This is a genomic window from Roseimarinus sediminis, assembly GCF_050433125.1.
Lineage (GTDB): Bacteria > Bacteroidota > Bacteroidia > Bacteroidales > Prolixibacteraceae > Roseimarinus > Roseimarinus sediminis.
The window spans coordinates 1-19,900 of record NZ_JBNPXV010000021.1 but is presented as its reverse complement, the minus strand read 5'-3'; the positions used below and the strand labels follow the sequence as shown (position 1 = coordinate 19,900).

Sequence of the window (19,900 nt, the reverse complement as noted above, 5' to 3'; positions counted from 1 at the left end):
AATAGAGAGATAACTATTGTTCTGTTTTCGATTTTATTAACCAATACAATCCTTTTACTCCAATTTTTATATCATCGAGCCGCAGCAACACAAGAATTTTTTCGACGTAAGCAAGCAATCCCCAACCCACAGCGAGATAATACATCCAGGGATAAAAGCCGAAAACAAAGAGTATAAAGAAAAAGATGCTTTGCACATAACCTGCCGAAACTGCTGAGTACAAATGCAAACCCGGAATTTTTCCAAAGCGGAAGAAAGAGACAAAATAGCTCAAAATAAATACACTTAGGAAAAGGTATAAAAACCAAGCGTGAGGTTCGATATCCACCCATTTAAAAACAAACAAACCCAGAATTGCCATTGCGTAAGTACAAATATCGGCGAGGTTGTCTAACGCCGCGCCAAAATTGGTTTGCAATTTGAAATATCGGGCAATATTACCGTCGAGTACGTCGCTTATCAAGCTTAAACAAAGTAATACCACAAACCAACTTTCACGACCGGTGAGCGCCATAAAAAGGATAACAGGAAATACTAAAAGACGGTATAAACTGATGAGGTTAGGAACGTTTAAAACGCTTTCCCCTTTTATAATTATTTTTTTCATTTTGATTATTTTAGAAAATTTAAAACAAGAATAAATATGATAACTTACACCTATTATAGTGCTGAAACCATCGCCCCTTTTTCTTTTTGTGCAGCAAGGTTTCCGATAAAATACTCCAGCATTTTGTAAACTGAATTTTCACTTACTTCGTGACCTGCAGCCATTAGGATTTTGTCTAAGTTTTTAGTGTCGAACTGCAAATTCGTGTCAATGTAATTTTCGGTAAAAGTCATACCTGCGGAGATTATTCGTTCCAAAGCGTTCATTTCGTTTCGTTCTAACCGTCTTTCAGGAACAATATTTACAGGTAATAACTCGCTAATGCTTCTTATGATATGAATGTTTTTTATCTGATTTTTGGCGCTGAAATTCATTATTGTCGGTACATATTTTACTTCCACCGTCCGTATTAGATAATTGACAACCGTATCGATTGGAATTAAATTTTGGGTTGACGTGGGATTAACATGTACCCGCACTGTTTGATTTGGGTGACGAAACGCCAGGCTGTGCATCCGTTTTGCAAAATCGAAAATACCATAATCTGTTTTTGTAACACCTGTTTTATTATCGCCAACCACTTGTGACAAACGGATAACATGTCCGCTCAACTCGTCTTTTTCTATGTGTTCTTTGACAATATTCTCGGCAATACGTTTCGATTGTTCATAATAATTTCGAAAGTTTTCTATGCCTTCGTTAGGGTAGAATTTCTCCTCGAAACGTCCTGTAAATCTTCCGCAAGAATAGGCGGTTCCAATATAAAAGAAGCGAGAATTTCCTTTAGCATATTTCAAAAATACATGGATTGAATTTTCAACACCCATAACATTGGTTGCAAAAATTTCATCTTTCGATTTTAAATCGAATTTCAAACTGGCGGCAAAATGGAAATAGTCCACCTCTTCGTTAAAAAATTTCTCTAACTCTTTTGTCGGAATCAAAAAATCATTACCTAACAGCGAGTAAGCAACTACTTTCAGGTTGGAGGCATTTACATATGCGCCATCGTTAATTTCGGTCAACATATTTATCATCCTTTCCTCAGATGAAGATTTAATGCCAGGCCGAACAAGTGCAACAACTTTATAGTTTCGTTTTAATAATTTATTGATGAAATTAGAGGCTACATATCCATTTGCCCCGTTGACAATAATTGTTTTCATAATTCTTTTTTTTTAAAATGGTTTAAATAATCTCATTTCATAGGAATAGGATTAAAATCAACACTACACTTAAAGGAATTGTTAGGTTGTCAGAGCCGCGCCAGCTAATCAATTCGGCAAATGTTCCTGTTATGGCAATAGTTATAGACAGCCAAAATGTTTTTAGGTCAAATACCTTAAAATGAAAATAGAATGCGATAACGCTGATAATAAAACCAGACACCAGAAATGCACCAGAACCCAAATATGTTTTTGCCAGTTTGCGACCAAAGATTTTAATCTTGCCATTATAATTTTCAATGTTAGTACCTAATATCGAAGCCATGGGGTCGCTAATTGCGAGTATTAACATGGGCAGAATGAACACAAACTTATTGTCAGATAAATCGGAAATTAGAAATGTGATATAAATTGAGAGCGGCAATAAATAACTCCCCATCGATTTACGTTCAATATCATGAATTGATTTTAATTGTTTAATCTGATGCGTAATAAAAAGTACAGCAAAAAATACGCTCGCCAGGATTAAAACGTACCAGTGCGATGAAAAAATATATGGAAACGGTACTACTGCAAGCGTTGCAGTAAAGTGTGCAAATTTTCGTGTGAATTCGCCCTTAACTTTGAGGCGACGATAGTTTAACTCATTGAAAATCAACAAAAGGCTGATTCCAGCCAAATAAACAAATGAAAGTATAATTGTATTTATCATTTCTTTTTCTTTAAATGTTTAAAACATATTGGTTGAAGGCAACCCATGCCCCGGCTACAATTAAACTGTCAAATCGGTCAAGAAAACCACCATGACCGGGGATTAAATTGCTGTAATCTTTCACATTAAATTTTCGCTTGTAAAACGAGGCTGCCAAATCGCCCGTAAAAGCAAAAAACACCACCCCCAGGCTAATTGCAGTTGTTTTTAAATCGGGTTCTGTAAAAAGATTGCTAAGAAAGAATGAGCTTGTAATAGCAATTAATCCGCCACCAATTAAACCGCCCAAAGTTTTATTGGGGCTGGTTTTTGGGAATAGTTTCTTGCTCCCAAAAAGTTGACCCGTAATCTGGCTAAAACTGTCGAAAATAGAGAGTACGATGAATGAATACAGGATTAGCTCTTTTTGCAAGTTGCCAAAAAGCAAAAAACCTGTTGAAAAAGTTCCGTAAACAAGGAGCGAAAGAAGGTAAAACCAGTTGTTCCGATAACCCGATTTCTGGAACAGCCGGAACATTTCAAAAAATCCCACGCCAATTATTAATATTGATAAATATTGAAATACAAGCGGATTGATGACAATACTAAAAAACAGGAAGTTGATGATAATGAAATACACTCCAAATTTAGTGTAGCTTTTTAGTGCAACTCTGGAGTCCTTTTTTCGGTTTATGATATAGAAACCTATCCCTCCCAGAAGAAAATAAATAAGAATTATATAGTAAATCGTTTGTATCATATTCAATATCTGGTTGTTTTGTTTAACCCATAATCATTAAAATTCCCAACACTACTATTATTGCGGCATACAAATACCTTAGTTTATTTTCCGATTTATCAGTTTTTAATTTTGACAGGAATTTGGGTCCGATTACAGCTCCAATAACCGAACCCGCAGTTAGAAAACTAGTTAATGTGAGGTCGATTTTTCCAATAAAAAAGTGTGCTCCAACGGCAAAAATGGTATTGCTCAAAACCACCAGTAGTGAAGTTCCGATTACTAATTTTAAAGGCATGCGAATTGCAAATAAGCCAGCCAAAACTGGTGCTGTTCCACTTGTTCCGAATGTTCCTGTTATCGCTCCAGCAAAAAACCCGAAAACCGAACTCTGCATATTTCTCGAAAATCCTGTTAATACCTGTTTTCCAGTTTTATTGTTTTCTGCACGTTTCTTCTTCCATGTTGTCACAAAAAGATTTGATGCAATTACTATGGAATAAATTCCAAAACCGATTTTAAGTTGGTCGGCGGTTATAATACTTGTAATTGATGCGCCAATAAATGCCCCTAAAATTCCTGCAATTGCAAATTTTAGCCCCACCTTAAAATCGATATTTCCTTTATTAAAATGCCCTAACGAGCCAACAATGCAAATGGGCAAAGTCGCTACCAGCGAAGTAATTACCGCAGTTTGGGCAGGTACTCCAATCAGTAAGGTAAGTATCGGTAGAATAAAAAATCCACCGCCACCGCCCAGAATTGTACCGAAGAAACCAATAAGCAACCCAATCAAAGGAAGGAGGTAATAAACGGATTCTATTTGCGAAAATTCAAACATTAATTTTACTTTTTATTACTCATTTACGTGTATTAACTCTACCGTTCCCAGTGCATGTCGCATAATCGCCTTTTGTAATACACCATTTTCATAGAAATACCTGTTAAGCAACTTTCCTTTTTCATTTTTTATAACATAAGTGTGATTGTCCTCCGGAGAAATTTGTCTCATTTCAGCATTCCTCTCTTTGAATATTCGTCTAGTGGTTTTGGGCTCATTGAAGTATATTAAACTCCCGCTATAAGTAATTAACCCGCTAAAATTTGTAGTGTCTCCATTTAGAATAAGCTCGTATGCATCATTCGTATAACTCATACTCATAATGGAATTCAACTTCCCATTTTTATAAGTTTCAACATTTGCATTTTGTAGAACTCCCTGATGGTATTCTGTTTTCTGAACATATTTAATTCGATAGGAAAAAAGAAGATTTATCTCTACCGCTGTAATCGCATCAATATTTACATTACCATCGATATTTGTCTGAACGACAGAGAACTCACCAACATTTGCGCCTAACATATATATATTATATTTGGCAATTAATGTCACTGGTTTTGCGGTTACGGAAGTAAAAAAAACAAAAGTAAACAACAGAAAGAATACACATTTCATGTGCTTTTTCCCCTTTTTTACAGAACAATCAATATTCGCAGTTGAACCATTTTTGGGCAAATTGTTTTTGGATAATTGCTTCCTGTTTATCCTTATGTTCACTTTATTCATACTTGCAAAAATTTATTGTCTTCGTAATCACTTTCTTCTAAATCTGATTGAAAAATTATATTGTCCGAATTCCATTATTTTTGGTTAGTTAATAATAACTAACTGATTTGTGTCAAAAAAAAGCTCAGCCGCCCTGAGCTCCTATTATTTTTAGCGCCTTACAACAATTTCGACTGAGTGCTTGGTTTAGGTGCTTTAACCACTAAAATACGTGCAATATTTTTGGAGTTATTATACAAACAATGCACAATCTCTTTTGGACTTTCGACAAGGCAGTCTGCCTGCACTTCAATTTTTTCTTTACCAACAAGAATTTCGGGTGTTCCTTCCAGTACATAGAAAAAAACATCGACTGGTGTTAGGTGTGGTTTTAGTGCTTCGCCGGGCTGTAATGTAATGTGCATGGCTTGGGCCGAATCTTTATCGTACAATTTCCGAACCTCAACTTTGTGCGGTGTTTCTTCCATTTTAATGTCGTTTACTATTCTGATTTCCATATTTTTAACTTTTATTTTTTTACTAATATTTCTATTGAATTTGAAAGTTCATTTCCTTTTTCGGGCAGATTAAATGAGTGACCTGACATTTGCCATTGTTTAACAAACAAACGAAGTGTTCCCATTACAACAATAGCCAAATGCTCCGCATCAACATCGGCACGGAGTTCGTTTTTTTCCTGACCGGCTTTAATAATGCGGGTTAGCGTAACAAAATTATTATTCATAATTTCAGAAACCTTCTTCACCAAAACCGCTTCATTTCTGAATAATTCCTCCGAAAAAATAACCGCCACCAGCGATGGCGAGTTTGAAAATATCCTGAACTGGTTTTGAAACAGATGGTTTATTTTCGTCAATCCATCGCCTTCTGCATTCAGTTCAGCAGTAAAAAGCCTTTCCGTGTTCTCTTTAAAATAGTTTAAAATAGCCACTAAAATCTCAATTTTATTTTCGTAATGACGGTAAATAGCCGATTCGGAAAAGCCAATTTTTTTTGCCAGGTTTTTGATGGTTAGTCCCTGAATTCCGCTTTCCGCAATTAATACGAGCGAAACATCAATTATTTCTTTTTGTCTGTCGGATAATTCAGAAGTCATTTTTTTCAATTCTATTAAGTTAGTGAATATTCACTTCGCTAATATAAGACATTTAACTTGAACAATGCAAATAAATTTGTAGTTATTTTTAATAGAAAGAGAATTAGCGGATTACAATTTGTGATTGTTTTAATTCTGGTTTTTTTGAATGGGGTTGGTTTTGCTAAATATCCTAAGTAATTCTTGTTTTTCGTGGGGTATTAGGATTGCACTCTTTGACAAAGCTTTGGTTTCAGCGTTGGCTTGTGTGGCTTTGGCAATGTGTGCAATGTGGGTGGGCAATTGTTAAAAAATGTACGATGGGCAAAAAATAAAAAACATTGGGTCAACTTGAGTGTCGGCTTTCCAGTCTTGTCAATATTTCTTTTTTCTGTCCTTTCACAATGGTTTACTTTTCAATTTATGTCTGTCGTTTCTGTTTCCTACACTTGGCGGTAACGGAAAATTGTTTGTTGTCGTTGCGGATTACGTGTGATTATCTGTCCGGATACGGACGGATAATCGTGCGAGAATCCGAACAACGAATACGCACCACCACCGCTATGCAATAAACAAAATGTTGTGTGGTCGTTGTTTCTTAATCCTTTAAATAAACATGAGTCCCAATACAATCCCTACAATTTAAATCATATAAATATAAATAAGTGGTGTCATCCTCTTGATTTATAACAAACTCTTGTTCTTCTTTGTCAATGAAACGATAAATTTTATAGATCTCAAGTCCATTTGCCAATCTGCCAGTAGAGTCAATGCGATAATAAGTATCTATTGTGATTTCTGAATCGATAAACTCCTTGAATTTTCTATCTGCTTCAAAGGATATTTGTTTGGAAAATCCTTCTGATTCAGGTGTCAATATAGTCATACCCCAGCCTCCTCCATGAGAATTGTTCCATGTCCATGTACCATGAATTTCACTCAAGTTGATATTGTTTTTTGATAAAAATTCATCAGGTGATGGTTCTTCAATATCATTTTTGCAATTATAAATCAGTAACGATAAAATTAAAATTATCAAAAAATTATGTTTCATGTCTTGTCAGGATTATATTATTAACAGTTTAAAGTCATTACTATTATGAGTTTTTTTTTGTTTTGTCAAGGCTTTTAGATTCTGCAAAAATTTCTGTGATGCTCATTTCAATGCCACACAACGTTGAGTGTATGGTGTCGTGCGGGATTACGAAGCGATTTCCTATCAGTTTACACCAACCTTTTTTACGAGCCACAAACGCTCGTAAACCGCTGAAACCCGCATGCACTATACACATTGTTGTGTTTTCGTGCTTTATTCTCCGCAGTCTGCCCGTGCGTTTGGGCAGCCATACTCTTTGACAAGTTTTGGATAGTGCGCTGGCTTTTTGAGCGACTTGGCAATGTGTATGGTTGCGAAGGGCTGGCACTATTCCTTTATATTATATTTTTGTTCTCTCTTTTTAAATGCCTCGTTTCCTCCTTCTAGGATTTCACATACATGTTCTCTAATCCCTTGTGACCAAAGTGTAATTGGTATTGAATTATCCTTGTCCTTTGTAAACTCCAAACCACCTGCAACATATTGGAATTTAACACTATCAACATTCGGGCTTTTCTCATCCTGCTGATTTGCAACAATAATTTGTTCAGCATCTGCACTAACAACAACATTTGAATTATGTGTCACTAAAATAATTTGTCGTTGTTTCTTTTTGTCAACAAGATATTTTACAAGCTCATTGTAAATTGCTCTATTGTCAAGGCTATCTTCAGGTTGGTCAATGAGAATTGGACATTCTTTTTTACTAAACTCTAGTAATAATTTAAGAATCACAAAAGCTTGCTTTCCTTGTGACATATTATTAAAAGCATCACTCTGGTATTTCAAATCAAAAGTGACTCCAAACCAGTTAGTTGAAAGCAATTCAACAGTAACGTCTTGATTACTATTACCACTCTTATATTCAATTTGATTTCCTAATGCTCGGTTTAAGAAATCAGTACTAACTTCGTCTGTTTTTTTTATGTAATTATCATAAAAGTTTGCAATAAAATCCTGACGTTCTTTTCCTTGCTGATTTAATCGCGAAGTCAAAAAATCACGTAACATGTCCTTGTTAAGAAATATCTTTGGAGAAATTTCTATACCACTGCTTGATAAATTCAAATCCTTTTTTAGTTGAACTATTTGATTCTTAAACTCCATGTGTTGTTTAATCACATTAGCTTTTAAAGTATTTCTTTCTGTGGCTTTTGCTTTAAGTTTTTCCTCAATCGTTTTTATTTCAGACAACTTTGTTTGTTCTGATTTTAAACGTTCTGTTAGTTCTTGATACTGTTTATTACTTTCAATGACTTTTTGTCCAAGTTTATAGGCATCTTTCCCTTTTTCAACCTCTATTTCCTGTTGAAGCCTAGACTTTTCTTCGGAAATCACTTTCTCTCTAATTGCTAATTGAGCCTTCCACTTCTCTTCAAATTCTTTCTTTATCGCTTCAAAATCAGTCAGTATATTAGTTCTAAAGTTTTCTGACAATGAAGAAAAGCTATATTGAAATGATTCGTTAAATAATTGTTGTGTTGAAATATGTTTTAGTTGGATAATATCTGAATCAATAACTTTAATTCGATTTTCTTTTTCAAATATTGCTTTACTAATTTCTTTATAGGTGGTCAATTGCTCCTCTGTAATATCTACTTTACTTTTCGTAAGTTTTTCGTTGATACTTTTGATTTCAGTTTCAACACCTTGCTTGTCGCCCTTTTGCTTTAGCACTGAATTAATTTCAAAAATTTCTTCTTGAATATTGAAAAGGCTTCGAATTGATTGAGATAGTTGATTTTTATTTGAAGTTGTAAAACCTTTATATGTCTCGAAATATTTTTCTACATCATAATCCTCAATAATTCTTTCAATTAGGGAATCTCTTTTCTTTGAGTCCGATGCAATTTCAAACATATAGCTTTGAGGAAAGAAGTCAATATCTCTTTCGGTATCTATTTCTCCATCCTTCCATGTTACCTCAATATTATTCGAGTGTTTATTAATGAAGTCTTTATCAACTTGAACTCCACCTTTTTGAGCAATACAAGAAAGCAATGTTGATTTCCCAGTTGCTCTACCTCCAATTATAGTATTTAGGTTTTCATTTAGGAAAATTGTTTGATTCCAGAATCCTTGTTCTGATAGCTTTATAGAATCAATTGCATAGTAACCTCGTTTTTCTTCTGGTTTATTTTGTTGGACTTTTACACGTTCTAATGGTTCATAGATTAATTGTTTTAATCCCTCGAATGTCGTGTCAGCCTTAATCCATAGGTTTTCTTTTATCTCATAATTTCTTGGGTCATGATTGTCTGAGCAAAGCACAAGTGGTTTGAAGCCGATATGAGGAAACACTTTTTCTATATGTTCTTGAATATCCTCTATTTTTCCAATTTCATAAAAATGAGAATAGCCAGCTATTTCAGTTTTGATAGCCATGTTGACAGGCATTTTATTTGTAATAACATGGTCTAGTCCCTGTGTTTTATTTCCTGTATGTAATGACACTAATCCTTCATTTTCCTGAGCAAATTCAAGAATGTCATTGAAGTCCCAATAAATAGTATCGTCACTTTCCTTTGCTTTTGCTTTTTGGTTAATCATTATAACCCTAAATTTCTCAGATAACTCATCAATGTCCGTAAGCTCTGAGAATATTAAAATCACATGAAGATTGCTTGCTCCTTTGTCAGTTCTTAACTCAACTCCTGGAAATATTGTGATATCTGGAACAAGTGCTCTTAAATCTTTTATTCTTTGGTTGTCAATCAAGAAATGGTCTGTTATAGCTACAGCTGAAATATTATTCTCAATCCACGCTTTGGTCAAAAGTTCATTCGCATCATCTCCCTTGTATGCATCATACGAAGATGCTGTATGAACATGTAAGTCCCATTTTCTCCATTCAGAGCCTCTCTTGAATTTATTGTAATCTGTCATATTCAATTTCTTATATCGTTTTGCTTGGGCGTCGGCAAAAATTTGGCTCTTTTGCAAGCTGAAGCATTGGCTCGTGGGTTAGGGCTTGCAAATGTGCCAAATGTGCGTTGGCTTTTATTGTATGGGTCTCTCTTTGCATGAAACACAACGGACAGCGGTATGTTTTTGTTGCCGATTTCGGAGCACGTCACTGTCAAGCCACGATGAAGTTTGAAGCGAGCCACAGCCGTTGATTTCAGCACTATCTCGGCAATAAAATATACCGCATGTTACCGCCTGGTGTTCTGTCTTCCAGTCTTGTAAACCATTGTCATTATTCAGTTTCCGTTTCATTGTCATTTTACATTCTTTCTTTTCTGTCGGCTGGTGTGTTAGCGTTTTTTTTAAGTGTCGGCAAATTTTTTAAAACAATTACTCTCGGTGCGTTGGCTTTGCAAGCTCTTTGACAAAGCTTTGGTTAAAGCGTTGGCTCGTGGGGCTTTGGCAATGTGCTTGCAAATAGCGTGGATTGTCATAATTCTACTTTAAATACTTTTATTACTCTTGTCCATTTGTTATTGCAACCATTTTCTGTATATTCTTTGCAATTAAAGTAAGTGCCATGAGATATTCTATGTTTATTGTGTGTATTATTGCAACACCAAAAATCATCATTTGGATTCTTTGAACTACTAACATCAAGCAATAATTCAAAACTATCGTATTTGGATTCAAAATTCCTTTTAAAGGATTCTAACCGTTCTGTTTTAATTTCATCGATATATGGACTTGCACAAACAAAATAATTAGTGCCAGATTGAGTACATTCAATTATATCTATCAAGTGGGTTTGCGAATAATCATCTATATCGAGAATATTGGAGAACAAATGAACTGTAATATCTGCTGGTGTGCCTGTAAAATCTGATTCATCAAGTTCATTCAGTTTTTTGCATATTGTTCTTATGGGTATATTTTGATTATATTTTCTAATGTGTAAAGCTGCTCTTTTTAATGAAAGTTCAGACGGCTCAATGAGAGAAATATTGCGGATAATTTCAGTGCCAAATTTTTCAATGAAAATCATACTACCAAAACCTTGTCCGCAGCCCCAATCAACAATATTTAATTCTGTTGAAAAGTTATCGGGTAAGGGAGCCAATGCTGCTTCTAACTTAGCTTTGTGCATATTTCCAAAGCGTTTCATATACTCATATAATTCGGCTTCTGATTCGAGTATTTTCACGCCCCTATTAGTGAGATTACAACCATCAGCATGACGAACCGAAACAGAACGAATTGAATCAAAATCGATTGGAATAGGAATGAGTTCTTTTGAATAATCTGTATTAATTTCAATAAATAAATCTTGCCCAATAACCTCTGTTTCAACATTGTCACTTGGAACAAAGACAAATATTTCTTCTTTACCAAGTACTCTATCAATGATACTCTGCACTAGAACATATACTGCATCCTTGTCTTGTATATTAAAATTTATAAGTTCTGTAATTGTTTCGGTTAGCAAAAATTGATAGTCCTTATTATCTTGTGCATTGGTTATTTTCCTTTTTACTTGTTCAAGAAATTGAAAAGGAGTATCATTGACAATAATCCCATAGTAATTTAGAAACGTAGCAATAGCTTTACTATCATTATCTTCCTCATTGTCAATTGCGAGTTGCAAATTCTCACAAATAGAATCAAATCTTTCTATAAGTTCAGAATTTGTATTTGGCCGTGGGTATAAAAAATGTAATGCAGCCTTTTGTCGACAATTAATTGGTATTAAATTATCAGTAAGTATTCTATGAATATGAGGAGTTGCAGCAATAAAATTGAATCTCTCGCAATAATCCAAAAGCATCAACACAAATGATTTTGCATAACTCTTGGAATAATCCAATTGCGAAATAATACCGTGTTTTAAAAGAATAAATTTTTCAATTGAATTTTTTGCCAATAATAAACTACCATAATTTGAATTGTAAAATTCATTTACAGTTAGCATATTTGCATTTAGATATTTATCTAATGCTTCTCTAGAATTAGCAACTTCAAAAAGTTTATCAAAAATACTATTCATTGAACAAATTATTATCTTTTGTTGACATTAGCAACATTATTATTTCATCTTGCTTTATGCCATTAGGTAAATTAATCCCACGTTTTTTTGCTTCATTTTTAAGCATTGTTTGTGTTTTTCCTTTATACGCAAGAACTTGTTCAACAATGGATTTTATATCTTCTTGTAGTTGTTGATAAGGCATTGGTTCTGAAACAATTGATTTTGTTTCTTTCTCTTCTTTTAAGACATATTCCTTTTTAGGCGTTTTATTACTTTGTAATTCCTCTATTTTTTTTCTCTCATTAAATAATTCATTTTTAATCTTTTCATTTTCTTCTTTTTCAAAGGCAATTTTATTTTCATAATCTCCTTCCAATTCATTTTTTACATCTTCATAAATAGCTTCGCCCAATTCTTGAAAAATTTGAGGTAATGTTTTCTCTACGAGTTTATTTGATTGAAGAAAAAAAGGGAGTTTTTCTGCCCACCATTCGTTGGATAATGGTTTTGGGGGCTTCTTGCCAATAACTAAAACATCTAAAATTTTGTAATCTGTTTTTTTGCCAATTTTTGAAAATTTCATTTTTGGACACCAGTTGTCTAAATATTGAAAACTAATTGATTTTTTCTCATTAAAAACATATTGATAAATACTTTCTATTGTATAATAATCTATCTGACTATTTAATTGGAATTTTATTATTTTTTCAATTCTACCAAGATTATATTTATTAGAAAAAACTGAGTATCCTCTGTTCATGCCGTAGCATAGAGCGATTCCTTCTGATTTACCGGTTTTAATGTCTGATTTAAAATTAGATAATATCAATTCTTCTATTTTCTTTTTCTTTGATTCATTTCCGACTCCATATGTATTTAATACTGCAATAGTATAAGTCCATTTTTCTAAACTGCTTAGGTCAACTATGCGTGTAATTTTATCTTTCTTTATTATTTGTTTTTCTTCTTTTGCAATACTATTAACATCATTTTCATCAATCGTTTTGCTTAAATAAGGAATAATTTTATCAAATCCATTTTTACCAGTAAATACACCTTGATATCGTGTATCAATATTACTTTTTGCATACTCTAAATCTTTTTGAATATTTTCATTGAAGAATGAAAGCGTAGCAAAATAATTTTCAGAATAATTCATATATTCTTCACCAGCTAACCGCATTAATGAAAATCCACCTAAATAGCTATCAAAGTTTTTTAATTTGTCAATATAAGAGTTTACAAAAATATCTTGTGGTTTCTGAAAATTATCTGCTTTGGGGTTATCAAAGCTTTTTACAACATCAATCAGGTCATTTGGAACAAACGCTGTACTCATAACAATATTAGTAATCGTATGTTCTTTACGCTCCTTACTTGAAAAGTATATTTTTTTTACTCTTGTTATTGGCAATGGCTTTTCAAAAAGGAACCAACCATTTTTAATATCAATCAAATCTTCCGTTTCTTGTTTTGTTATTACAAGCTCTAAACAACAATCAGTTTGTTCAGTACCAAAATGTGTTGTTATTAATAGGAACTCATTAAATCTATCTTGCAAGTCTTCTTGCTTGTTGTAAAAATATTTACTTGGCTTTATACAAGCACAACCGAAGTAATGGGCAAGAGAAGCAGAACTTATTGGGAAATAATATTTAGTTTCCATTTTAAATATATGATTTATCTGTTACTGATTTTAATTGAGGCATATCATAATGGCTTATTAAATAGAGGTTGCTTCGTGCTCTTGTGGCAGCCACATAGTAATCTTGCCATTCGACATTAAAAGAACCACAAATCTCATTGTATTTATGAAAATTGGGAATAATTACTGTGTCAAATTCTAGTCCTTTAGCTGATTTGAATGTGGTTATGTGAACATTTTTAATACTACCACAACCATTGGGAAATCTAGTTGAATCTTCGTAATAAATACTAAAATCGGTTATTTGTTCTTTAATTACATTTTCAAATAATTGAGCATCACTTTTCCAAGGCACAAGAATAGCAATGTTATGTGTATCAGACCTGAATGAGTTTATTATTTCAAAAATTGAATTATCTTGTTTGCTATTTGTTTTATCATATCTATCCCCATTTGAGATAAGAAGTATTGGCAACTCTCCAATATTATTTGCTAATCCAGAAATTGTTGCTTGAGGAATATAAGCGTTTGGAAATACAACTCTTGCGAATTGCATTATGCGTTGTGTGCTTCTAAAGTTTCTGTCTAAAACATAAGGTACATTAGAATTAAATAATTCTTCTAATTGACTTTGATGTGAACACTGATCGGGATAAAGTATCTGAGAATCATCTGCACCATATGATACATTTGAAATACGTTTAATATCGTTATAATAATTTATTGGCAAGTCTTGTGCTTCATCAACAATGACTTCATTCAAAGAGCTACCCATTTGAGGTTTTCCTCGCAATGAAGTTTTTACATTATTAGCAGCATTTTGATTTTGTGTAGTACAACAAGCACTTAGATATTTAGCTAATGTTGTTGTATAAGTAAGCAATAAACTTTTTTTTCCTTTTTGATAATTTGAAATATGTCGCCATAATGAAACCACACTTTTCCCAGTCCCAGGCCCACCGGACAATGCAATTTGTTTTGTTTCATTTAGTGCCGCTTGTTGCGGAATTGTAAGTTGTGTAATTTGCGGTAAATTAAAATAATATCCTGCCATAATTATTTGATTGTTTCGTTATTGGGATTCTGTTTATGTTGTTTCCAGTTTGCAAGAGCAATTTCTTTTGAAGCGTTTGCATAGCAATATTCACAAAGATGTGGGCATGTGTTGTACTCTCCAATATCTTTGCTAAAAATACATCCACAAAATTCACGTTGCCCTTTATCCTTATTGTTTTTCTTTTTTTCAATCCCTCCTTTTGGGTTAAAGATGTCGGGAGGAGTTATTTTTACTCCTAAAAAATCCATTAATATTTTATCGTGCGGAAAGAGTTTTATCATTAAATCATCGTCAACACATTTATTATGAATGATTCCATATTTTTCTAATGGTATCTTTTCGGCACAAGTTCCGATTTCAAATTTCCATGTTTTATTTAACTGTTGAAGACCTGCTGCGAATTCATTCATACGTCCTTCGTTAAATTCCTGATAATTTATAGCGTTTTTTCTGAGATTGTTTTGAACCTTTTTGTATAACTTAATATCGGCAAAGCTAAAAACCATTTTTTCTGTATGATTTTTCAAGTTATTACCAATATTTTCTACTTTTTTCAATAGCTCATCAACACCAATTTTATCTGTTAAAATCAATGGGTCAAAACGCCAAATAACTTTACCCTTTCCAATACGTTCCGATAATTCTATGAATGTTTCAATCCTTGATTGAACATTGGGGACATTGGGTTCAAGTTTCTCAATGTCATAATCATTTAAAGTATATTGAAAATAGTAATTTTTAATTCTTTCATCCAAATAGTCCAAATGTTTTAGCATTGATTTTGGATTCTTTGACCAGAATATGATTAGTCTAGCTTTGTTAAATGAAACATATAATGGAACTCCATTAAAAGGGTTTTTCCATTTTACATAGCCCTCTTTGATTCTTTGAATAAACCAATCTGAATAAAAAGCAGGGATATCTGTTGAGCGACTGGCAGAAATGATAATTGGGGCTTGAGCTTCAACAACTTCACCGTCCTGTTTTGTTATGTTTATTTTGTCCCAATTCATTTAATTACAATGTTTTAAAATTTTCGTAAAAGTACAAAATTTTGGTGTGTCGGCAAAATTGCACTCTTTGACAAAGCTTTGGTTTCTGCGATGGCTCGTGAGGCTTTGGCAATGTGTGCAATGTGGGTCGGCAATTGTTTTAAAAAATGTGCGGTGGCAAAAAAATAAAAAACATAGGGTCGGCTTGAGTGTCGGCTTTCTGGTCTTTTCGATATTTTGTTTTTCTGTCCTTTCACAATGGTTTACTTTTCAATGTCGTTGTCTGTCTCTTACACTTGGCGGTAACGGTGAGTGTATGGTGTCGTAAGGGATTGCGGACTTCAAACCTATCAAGTTACCACCCAAAATTGATGCGGGTGATACCGCTCGAAAACCTCTGAAACCCTTATGCACTATACACATTGTTAGCAACTGGTGTTAGTTTTCAATGGCTATTTCTTCCCCCATTTTTATATATGTTTCTAAATTTAATTTTGTGTTTTCTAATAAGTCTTGATTTATTTTAAAAATACTCGAATCAAATATTAATACAACTGTAGAACCACCAAATGAAAAATATCCCATTTCTTCACCTTTATTTGCAAACACATTGGGTTTATAAGTAGAATTAATAGAACCAACCATTGTTGAACCTACTGAAACAATTAAAATTTCTTTCTTATTGTTTATATTTAAACTACATATTTCTCTTTTGTTCTCGCAAAATACTTTTGTTAAATTACTGAACAATGCATAAGGTGAAACCGAACAGTAATTTCCTTTAATTTTTATAGATTTTGAAGGTTTCCCTTCATAAGGGAAATGATATCGGTGGTAGTCATTAGGTGCTAAACGAAGAATTGCCATTGAGGAATTTTGATACTTCTCTGCTAAAAATTCATCTGCTAAAAATTCAGACAATGTAAATTTTCGACCTTTTATGTAAAAATTGTTTAAATCTGAAATCTTTTCAAAAGTCAAAATTCTTCCGTCTCCTGGCGATATCAATCCATTCCCAATTTTTCGTGCATTAGGCTTTAATTTTCGGCAAAAGAAATCATTGAACGATTTAAACTCCTCAATTCTTTTTTCTAACTCATTTATATTAATCTGAAAATTGTCAACGAATGATTTAATTTTTCTAATAGACGAAGGTTTATCCATCATTCTTCCGTACCATTCAGTAATTAGTTTGCGTTTAACAATTGGTAGTATTGTTTTATTTCCCACAGGATTATTATAAAGAAATTTCAACAATCCTTCTACAGGAGGATGTTCTATATGAATTTTCTTATTTTCTCTGTCTATATATTTAATTTCCATATTGAACCTATTTATTGCTTAGCCTCTTTCTGTCACACTTGTTGCTAACGGTTCGTATAAGAATAGTAGCCGACTGCGTGGCACTTTCCTGTCAAGTTACAGAAAAGTTGAAGCGGGCTACAACCCCTGAATTTACTGATGAAACGGCTATTATTTTTATACATTGTTAGGGTGCGTTATTTCCTGTTTTTCTTAAGCATCTCATTTTGCATATTTTCAATACGTTTTATTTGTTCTATTCTCCTTGAGAAATACGTATCCAATTCTTGGTAATATCCTTCAAGAAATTTGTCTGTGATAAGCATTGACATTGGAAATTTCTCAACAAAATCACTTGATAAATCAAATTTTCTTCGTTTTTTCAAATCTCTCTCTTTTTGCTCAATATCTTCTAATGCAAGCTTCATTTTAACAAATGCTTGAAAAAATGGACTAGAAAAAGAATATTTTTTTGAGTTTCTATCAAACCTGATTACCTCGTCATATTCTATTGAAATTAATTCATTTAACCTCTCGTCAAATACAGGTTTGGGCAAGGATTGAACCTTCTTAGTCTCTTTAAATAATTCATTTCCGCCAATAAACTCTTTTTCACATTTGAAAAGTGAAACTATGATGTCTTTTCTGTGACGGTCAGTACAAATCCTATCATAAATCTTTGTATAAGTATCTGTGTTTTTGCGAACAAAAGAGCTCACTGCTGTCTTGAAATCTTCTTCTCTAATCTTTGTAGTAAATAGTTTTGATTTAGTCAATTCCTTATTATAGCAAATGTCATAACATATTTGATGACATACAGATGCGAGATTATTGGAGTAATAAATTATTTTGTTTTTTATAGGGCCATTAAAGCTTACATTCATATAGTTGAATCCCTTTTTAGCTATTTGTTCTAATTCGGTATCTTTCAAAAGCGGGACATAAATCTCAGCAATACGAGTTGATAAATTACTATCCAATTCAACTAATTCTCGTGCAGTGCCAACTGCTCCAATGCATACAATTTTAACATTTGGATACTCAGTTGATGTGTCAACAAATATTTTTAAAACATCTGCAATCTTCTTTTTCTCAACATCATTGACTTTATGGAAATCTTCAATAATCCAAATGCAATTAGCAGCTCCTAAAAACTCTGCGAGTCTTTGAGTTGTAAGTTGAACTGGAATAATTCGTTTGCTTGTAGTACCTTCTTCTTGAGTCAAAGTGCCAGAAATTGCAGCTCCAATTTCACTATATTTTGCAATCAGTTCACTTTTAATACTACTAGATTCTTTACAGGATTTTTCCGAAGTATAATACAAGTCTAATTTATCAAAAGCATTAAGTAATAAATCATTTAATGTAGTCGAACTTTCGCATCTACTTGTTATTTTCCTGATTTTTAATTCATCCAAGATATTGTTAATTATCGTGGATTTTCCGCAACCAGAATGTCCATACAAAACTATCTGCATACCTGGCATTTCCAGAAATTTTTTTAAATCCCTCTCTAATTCAAGTCTTTCAACATATGTGAGTCGTGCTATTGAACTCGGAGTAAATACATTTTTTAATCTGTATGTCCTAAAAAGTCTTAATAGTATGTTCATATTTAATTGGTTGTGTGTTAGTTTATAATGCACCCTAACGGATTGGCGGTATGTTTTTGTTGCCGATTTCGAAGCACTGTCCTGTCAAGTTACACGAAAGTTTATTAGATGTAGAAACGCTGAAACCCGCACTATCTCGGCAATAAAATATACCGCCTGTTGTGCGTACGGCTTTTATTTTTTTCATTTTTTTTTGCAAATTAAAACAAAGTTACTAATTTTGCATTCAATTATTTAATTTTTTTTTCATTATGTATTACAGCAGACCTTGGACGACTATCTAAGTGATAGACAGTCCCAAATAAAATTCCTATAATCTTTTTGGTAAGACAAACAGTCTATGCCTTAGTGTGTCGTCATTTTTAATGAATGCATTGCTTTGTCATAGTTGCGCTGTCAGGTAATACTGTCTTTCACTTCGCTGTGATTTGAATTCAAGTATTCACCTGTAAGAAGTCATAATGAATAAAAATAAATTACCTGTAAGATTTACGGGTCAGCACTTTACAATTGACAAAGTGCTAATTGAAGATGCAATAAAACAATCAAGAATTAATCAAAACGATACGGTCTTAGATATTGGTGCAGGAAAAGGATTTCTAACTGTACATCTACTACAAAAGGCAAAATTAGTCATTGCGATTGAGAATGATTTTGAGTTAATAACATATCTAAAACACAAGTTTAAACAAACTCAAAACATTCAAGTTTTTGGATGTGATTTCAGAAATTATAAAATTCCTAATTTTTCGTTTAAGGTTGTTTCTAATATACCATTTGGTATAACATCAGAAATTTTAAAAATATTGATGTTTGAAAATATGGAAAATTTTCAGGGCGGTTCAATTTTCCTGCAATTAGAACCTGCTAAAAAGTTATTTGCAGACAAAATCTTCAATCCTTACACTATCCTATATCATACATTTTATAGTTTGAAGATAGTTTACGAAATAAATCCTAATAGTTTTATACCTCCTCCAACTGTTAAGTCTGCTTTTCTTAAAATTGAACGAAAACCTTTACATATTGATTTTAATCAGAAAGTCAAATATTTAAATTTCCTATCCTTTCTGTTACAAAAACCTAATTTATCTGTCAGAACGGCTTTAAAATTAATATTCAGAAAAAGTCAGGTTAATGAGATTTCCGAAAAATTTGGAATTAATTTGAACTTAAAAATCGTGAATCTATTTCCAAGTCAATGGGAAGAATGTTTTATTGAAATGCTGAAAGTTGTTCCTGAAAAGTTCCACCCTTCATAATCAATTCTTTTTTGTCAGGGAGTATTTCCATCGTGGGTGTCTTCTTTTTAGCTGACGCACAACTAGTTTATATATCTCACTTTGTCGTCTTTTTCTTGTTTTTTATGTTCATTAGCCTTGGTGGCGAATGGATCGCAATGGAATGAAGTATTCGC

The 19,900-nt window shown here is 32.9% G+C and carries 17 protein-coding genes; 1 reads left to right on the top strand and 16 read right to left on the bottom strand.

The window, feature by feature from the left end; translation table 11 throughout:
- Window positions 1-13: 13 nt before the first annotated feature.
- The 16 genes from FHS86_RS18155 to FHS86_RS18080 form a co-directional block, all read right to left on the bottom strand.
- Window positions 14-607, bottom strand: a complete 594-nt coding sequence (locus FHS86_RS18155) for a CDP-alcohol phosphatidyltransferase family protein (protein ID WP_429417171.1) — start codon at window positions 605-607, stop codon at window positions 14-16.
- A 53-nt stretch (window positions 608-660) separates the two neighbouring features.
- The gene (locus FHS86_RS18150; RefSeq protein WP_429417169.1) at window positions 661-1,773 is read right to left on the bottom strand and encodes an SDR family oxidoreductase; all 1,113 of its coding nucleotides are present in this window, start codon (window positions 1,771-1,773) and stop codon (window positions 661-663) included.
- Between the two features lie 37 nt (window positions 1,774-1,810).
- On the bottom strand, window positions 1,811-2,485 hold the full coding sequence (locus FHS86_RS18145; RefSeq protein WP_429417167.1) for a diacylglycerol/polyprenol kinase family protein: 675 nt from the start codon (window positions 2,483-2,485) through the stop codon (window positions 1,811-1,813).
- 10 nt (window positions 2,486-2,495) lie between these two features.
- A complete protein-coding gene (locus FHS86_RS18140) occupies window positions 2,496-3,224 on the bottom strand; it encodes a phosphatidate cytidylyltransferase (RefSeq protein WP_429417165.1) in 729 nt (242 codons plus the stop codon).
- A 22-nt stretch (window positions 3,225-3,246) separates the two neighbouring features.
- Window positions 3,247-4,044: a sulfite exporter TauE/SafE family protein gene (locus FHS86_RS18135; RefSeq protein WP_429417163.1), complete on the bottom strand. Its 798-nt coding sequence runs from the start codon at window positions 4,042-4,044 to the stop codon at window positions 3,247-3,249.
- Between the two features lie 15 nt (window positions 4,045-4,059).
- Window positions 4,060-4,770 carry a DUF6134 family protein gene (locus FHS86_RS18130; RefSeq protein ID WP_429417161.1) on the bottom strand — a complete coding sequence of 237 codons (711 nt, stop codon included), beginning with the start codon at window positions 4,768-4,770 and terminating at the stop codon, window positions 4,060-4,062.
- A gap of 158 nt (window positions 4,771-4,928) precedes the next feature.
- The gene (locus tag FHS86_RS18125; protein WP_429417159.1) at window positions 4,929-5,267 is read right to left on the bottom strand and encodes a cupin domain-containing protein; all 339 of its coding nucleotides are present in this window, start codon (window positions 5,265-5,267) and stop codon (window positions 4,929-4,931) included.
- A gap of 11 nt (window positions 5,268-5,278) precedes the next feature.
- The gene (locus tag FHS86_RS18120; protein ID WP_429417156.1) at window positions 5,279-5,866 is read right to left on the bottom strand and encodes a TetR/AcrR family transcriptional regulator; all 588 of its coding nucleotides are present in this window, start codon (window positions 5,864-5,866) and stop codon (window positions 5,279-5,281) included.
- Window positions 5,867-6,443: 577 nt separating this feature from the next.
- The gene (locus tag FHS86_RS18115; RefSeq protein ID WP_429417153.1) at window positions 6,444-6,899 is read right to left on the bottom strand and encodes a hypothetical protein; all 456 of its coding nucleotides are present in this window, start codon (window positions 6,897-6,899) and stop codon (window positions 6,444-6,446) included.
- A gap of 369 nt (window positions 6,900-7,268) precedes the next feature.
- Entirely contained in the window at window positions 7,269-9,827 is a 2,559-nt protein-coding gene (locus FHS86_RS18110) for a TrlF family AAA-like ATPase (protein ID WP_429417150.1), read from the bottom strand.
- Between the two features lie 511 nt (window positions 9,828-10,338).
- Window positions 10,339-11,892 (bottom strand): hypothetical protein, encoded by a 1,554-nt coding sequence (locus FHS86_RS18105; RefSeq protein ID WP_429417147.1) that lies wholly within the window; start codon window positions 11,890-11,892, stop codon window positions 10,339-10,341.
- Window positions 11,885-13,540: a hypothetical protein gene (locus FHS86_RS18100; protein ID WP_429417145.1), complete on the bottom strand. Its 1,656-nt coding sequence runs from the start codon at window positions 13,538-13,540 to the stop codon at window positions 11,885-11,887. Before FHS86_RS18100 ends, FHS86_RS18105 begins: the two co-directional genes overlap by 8 nt.
- Window position 13,541: 1 nt before the next feature.
- On the bottom strand, window positions 13,542-14,573 hold the full coding sequence (locus tag FHS86_RS18095; protein WP_429417142.1) for a 3'-5' exonuclease: 1,032 nt from the start codon (window positions 14,571-14,573) through the stop codon (window positions 13,542-13,544).
- Between the two features lie 2 nt (window positions 14,574-14,575).
- A complete protein-coding gene (locus FHS86_RS18090; protein WP_429417139.1) occupies window positions 14,576-15,589 on the bottom strand; it encodes a DUF1848 domain-containing protein in 1,014 nt (337 codons plus the stop codon).
- 417 nt (window positions 15,590-16,006) lie between these two features.
- A complete protein-coding gene (gene asd / locus FHS86_RS18085) occupies window positions 16,007-16,891 on the bottom strand; it encodes an archaetidylserine decarboxylase (protein WP_429417136.1) in 885 nt (294 codons plus the stop codon).
- A gap of 176 nt (window positions 16,892-17,067) precedes the next feature.
- A complete protein-coding gene (locus tag FHS86_RS18080; protein ID WP_429417133.1) occupies window positions 17,068-18,483 on the bottom strand; it encodes an ATP-binding protein in 1,416 nt (471 codons plus the stop codon).
- Window positions 18,484-18,944: 461 nt separating this feature from the next.
- On the opposite strand from FHS86_RS18080, the gene erm reads away from it, so the two are divergent.
- Window positions 18,945-19,745 carry a 23S ribosomal RNA methyltransferase Erm gene (erm, locus tag FHS86_RS18075; protein WP_088653487.1) on the top strand — a complete coding sequence of 267 codons (801 nt, stop codon included), beginning with the start codon at window positions 18,945-18,947 and terminating at the stop codon, window positions 19,743-19,745.
- Window positions 19,746-19,900 lie beyond the last annotated feature (155 nt).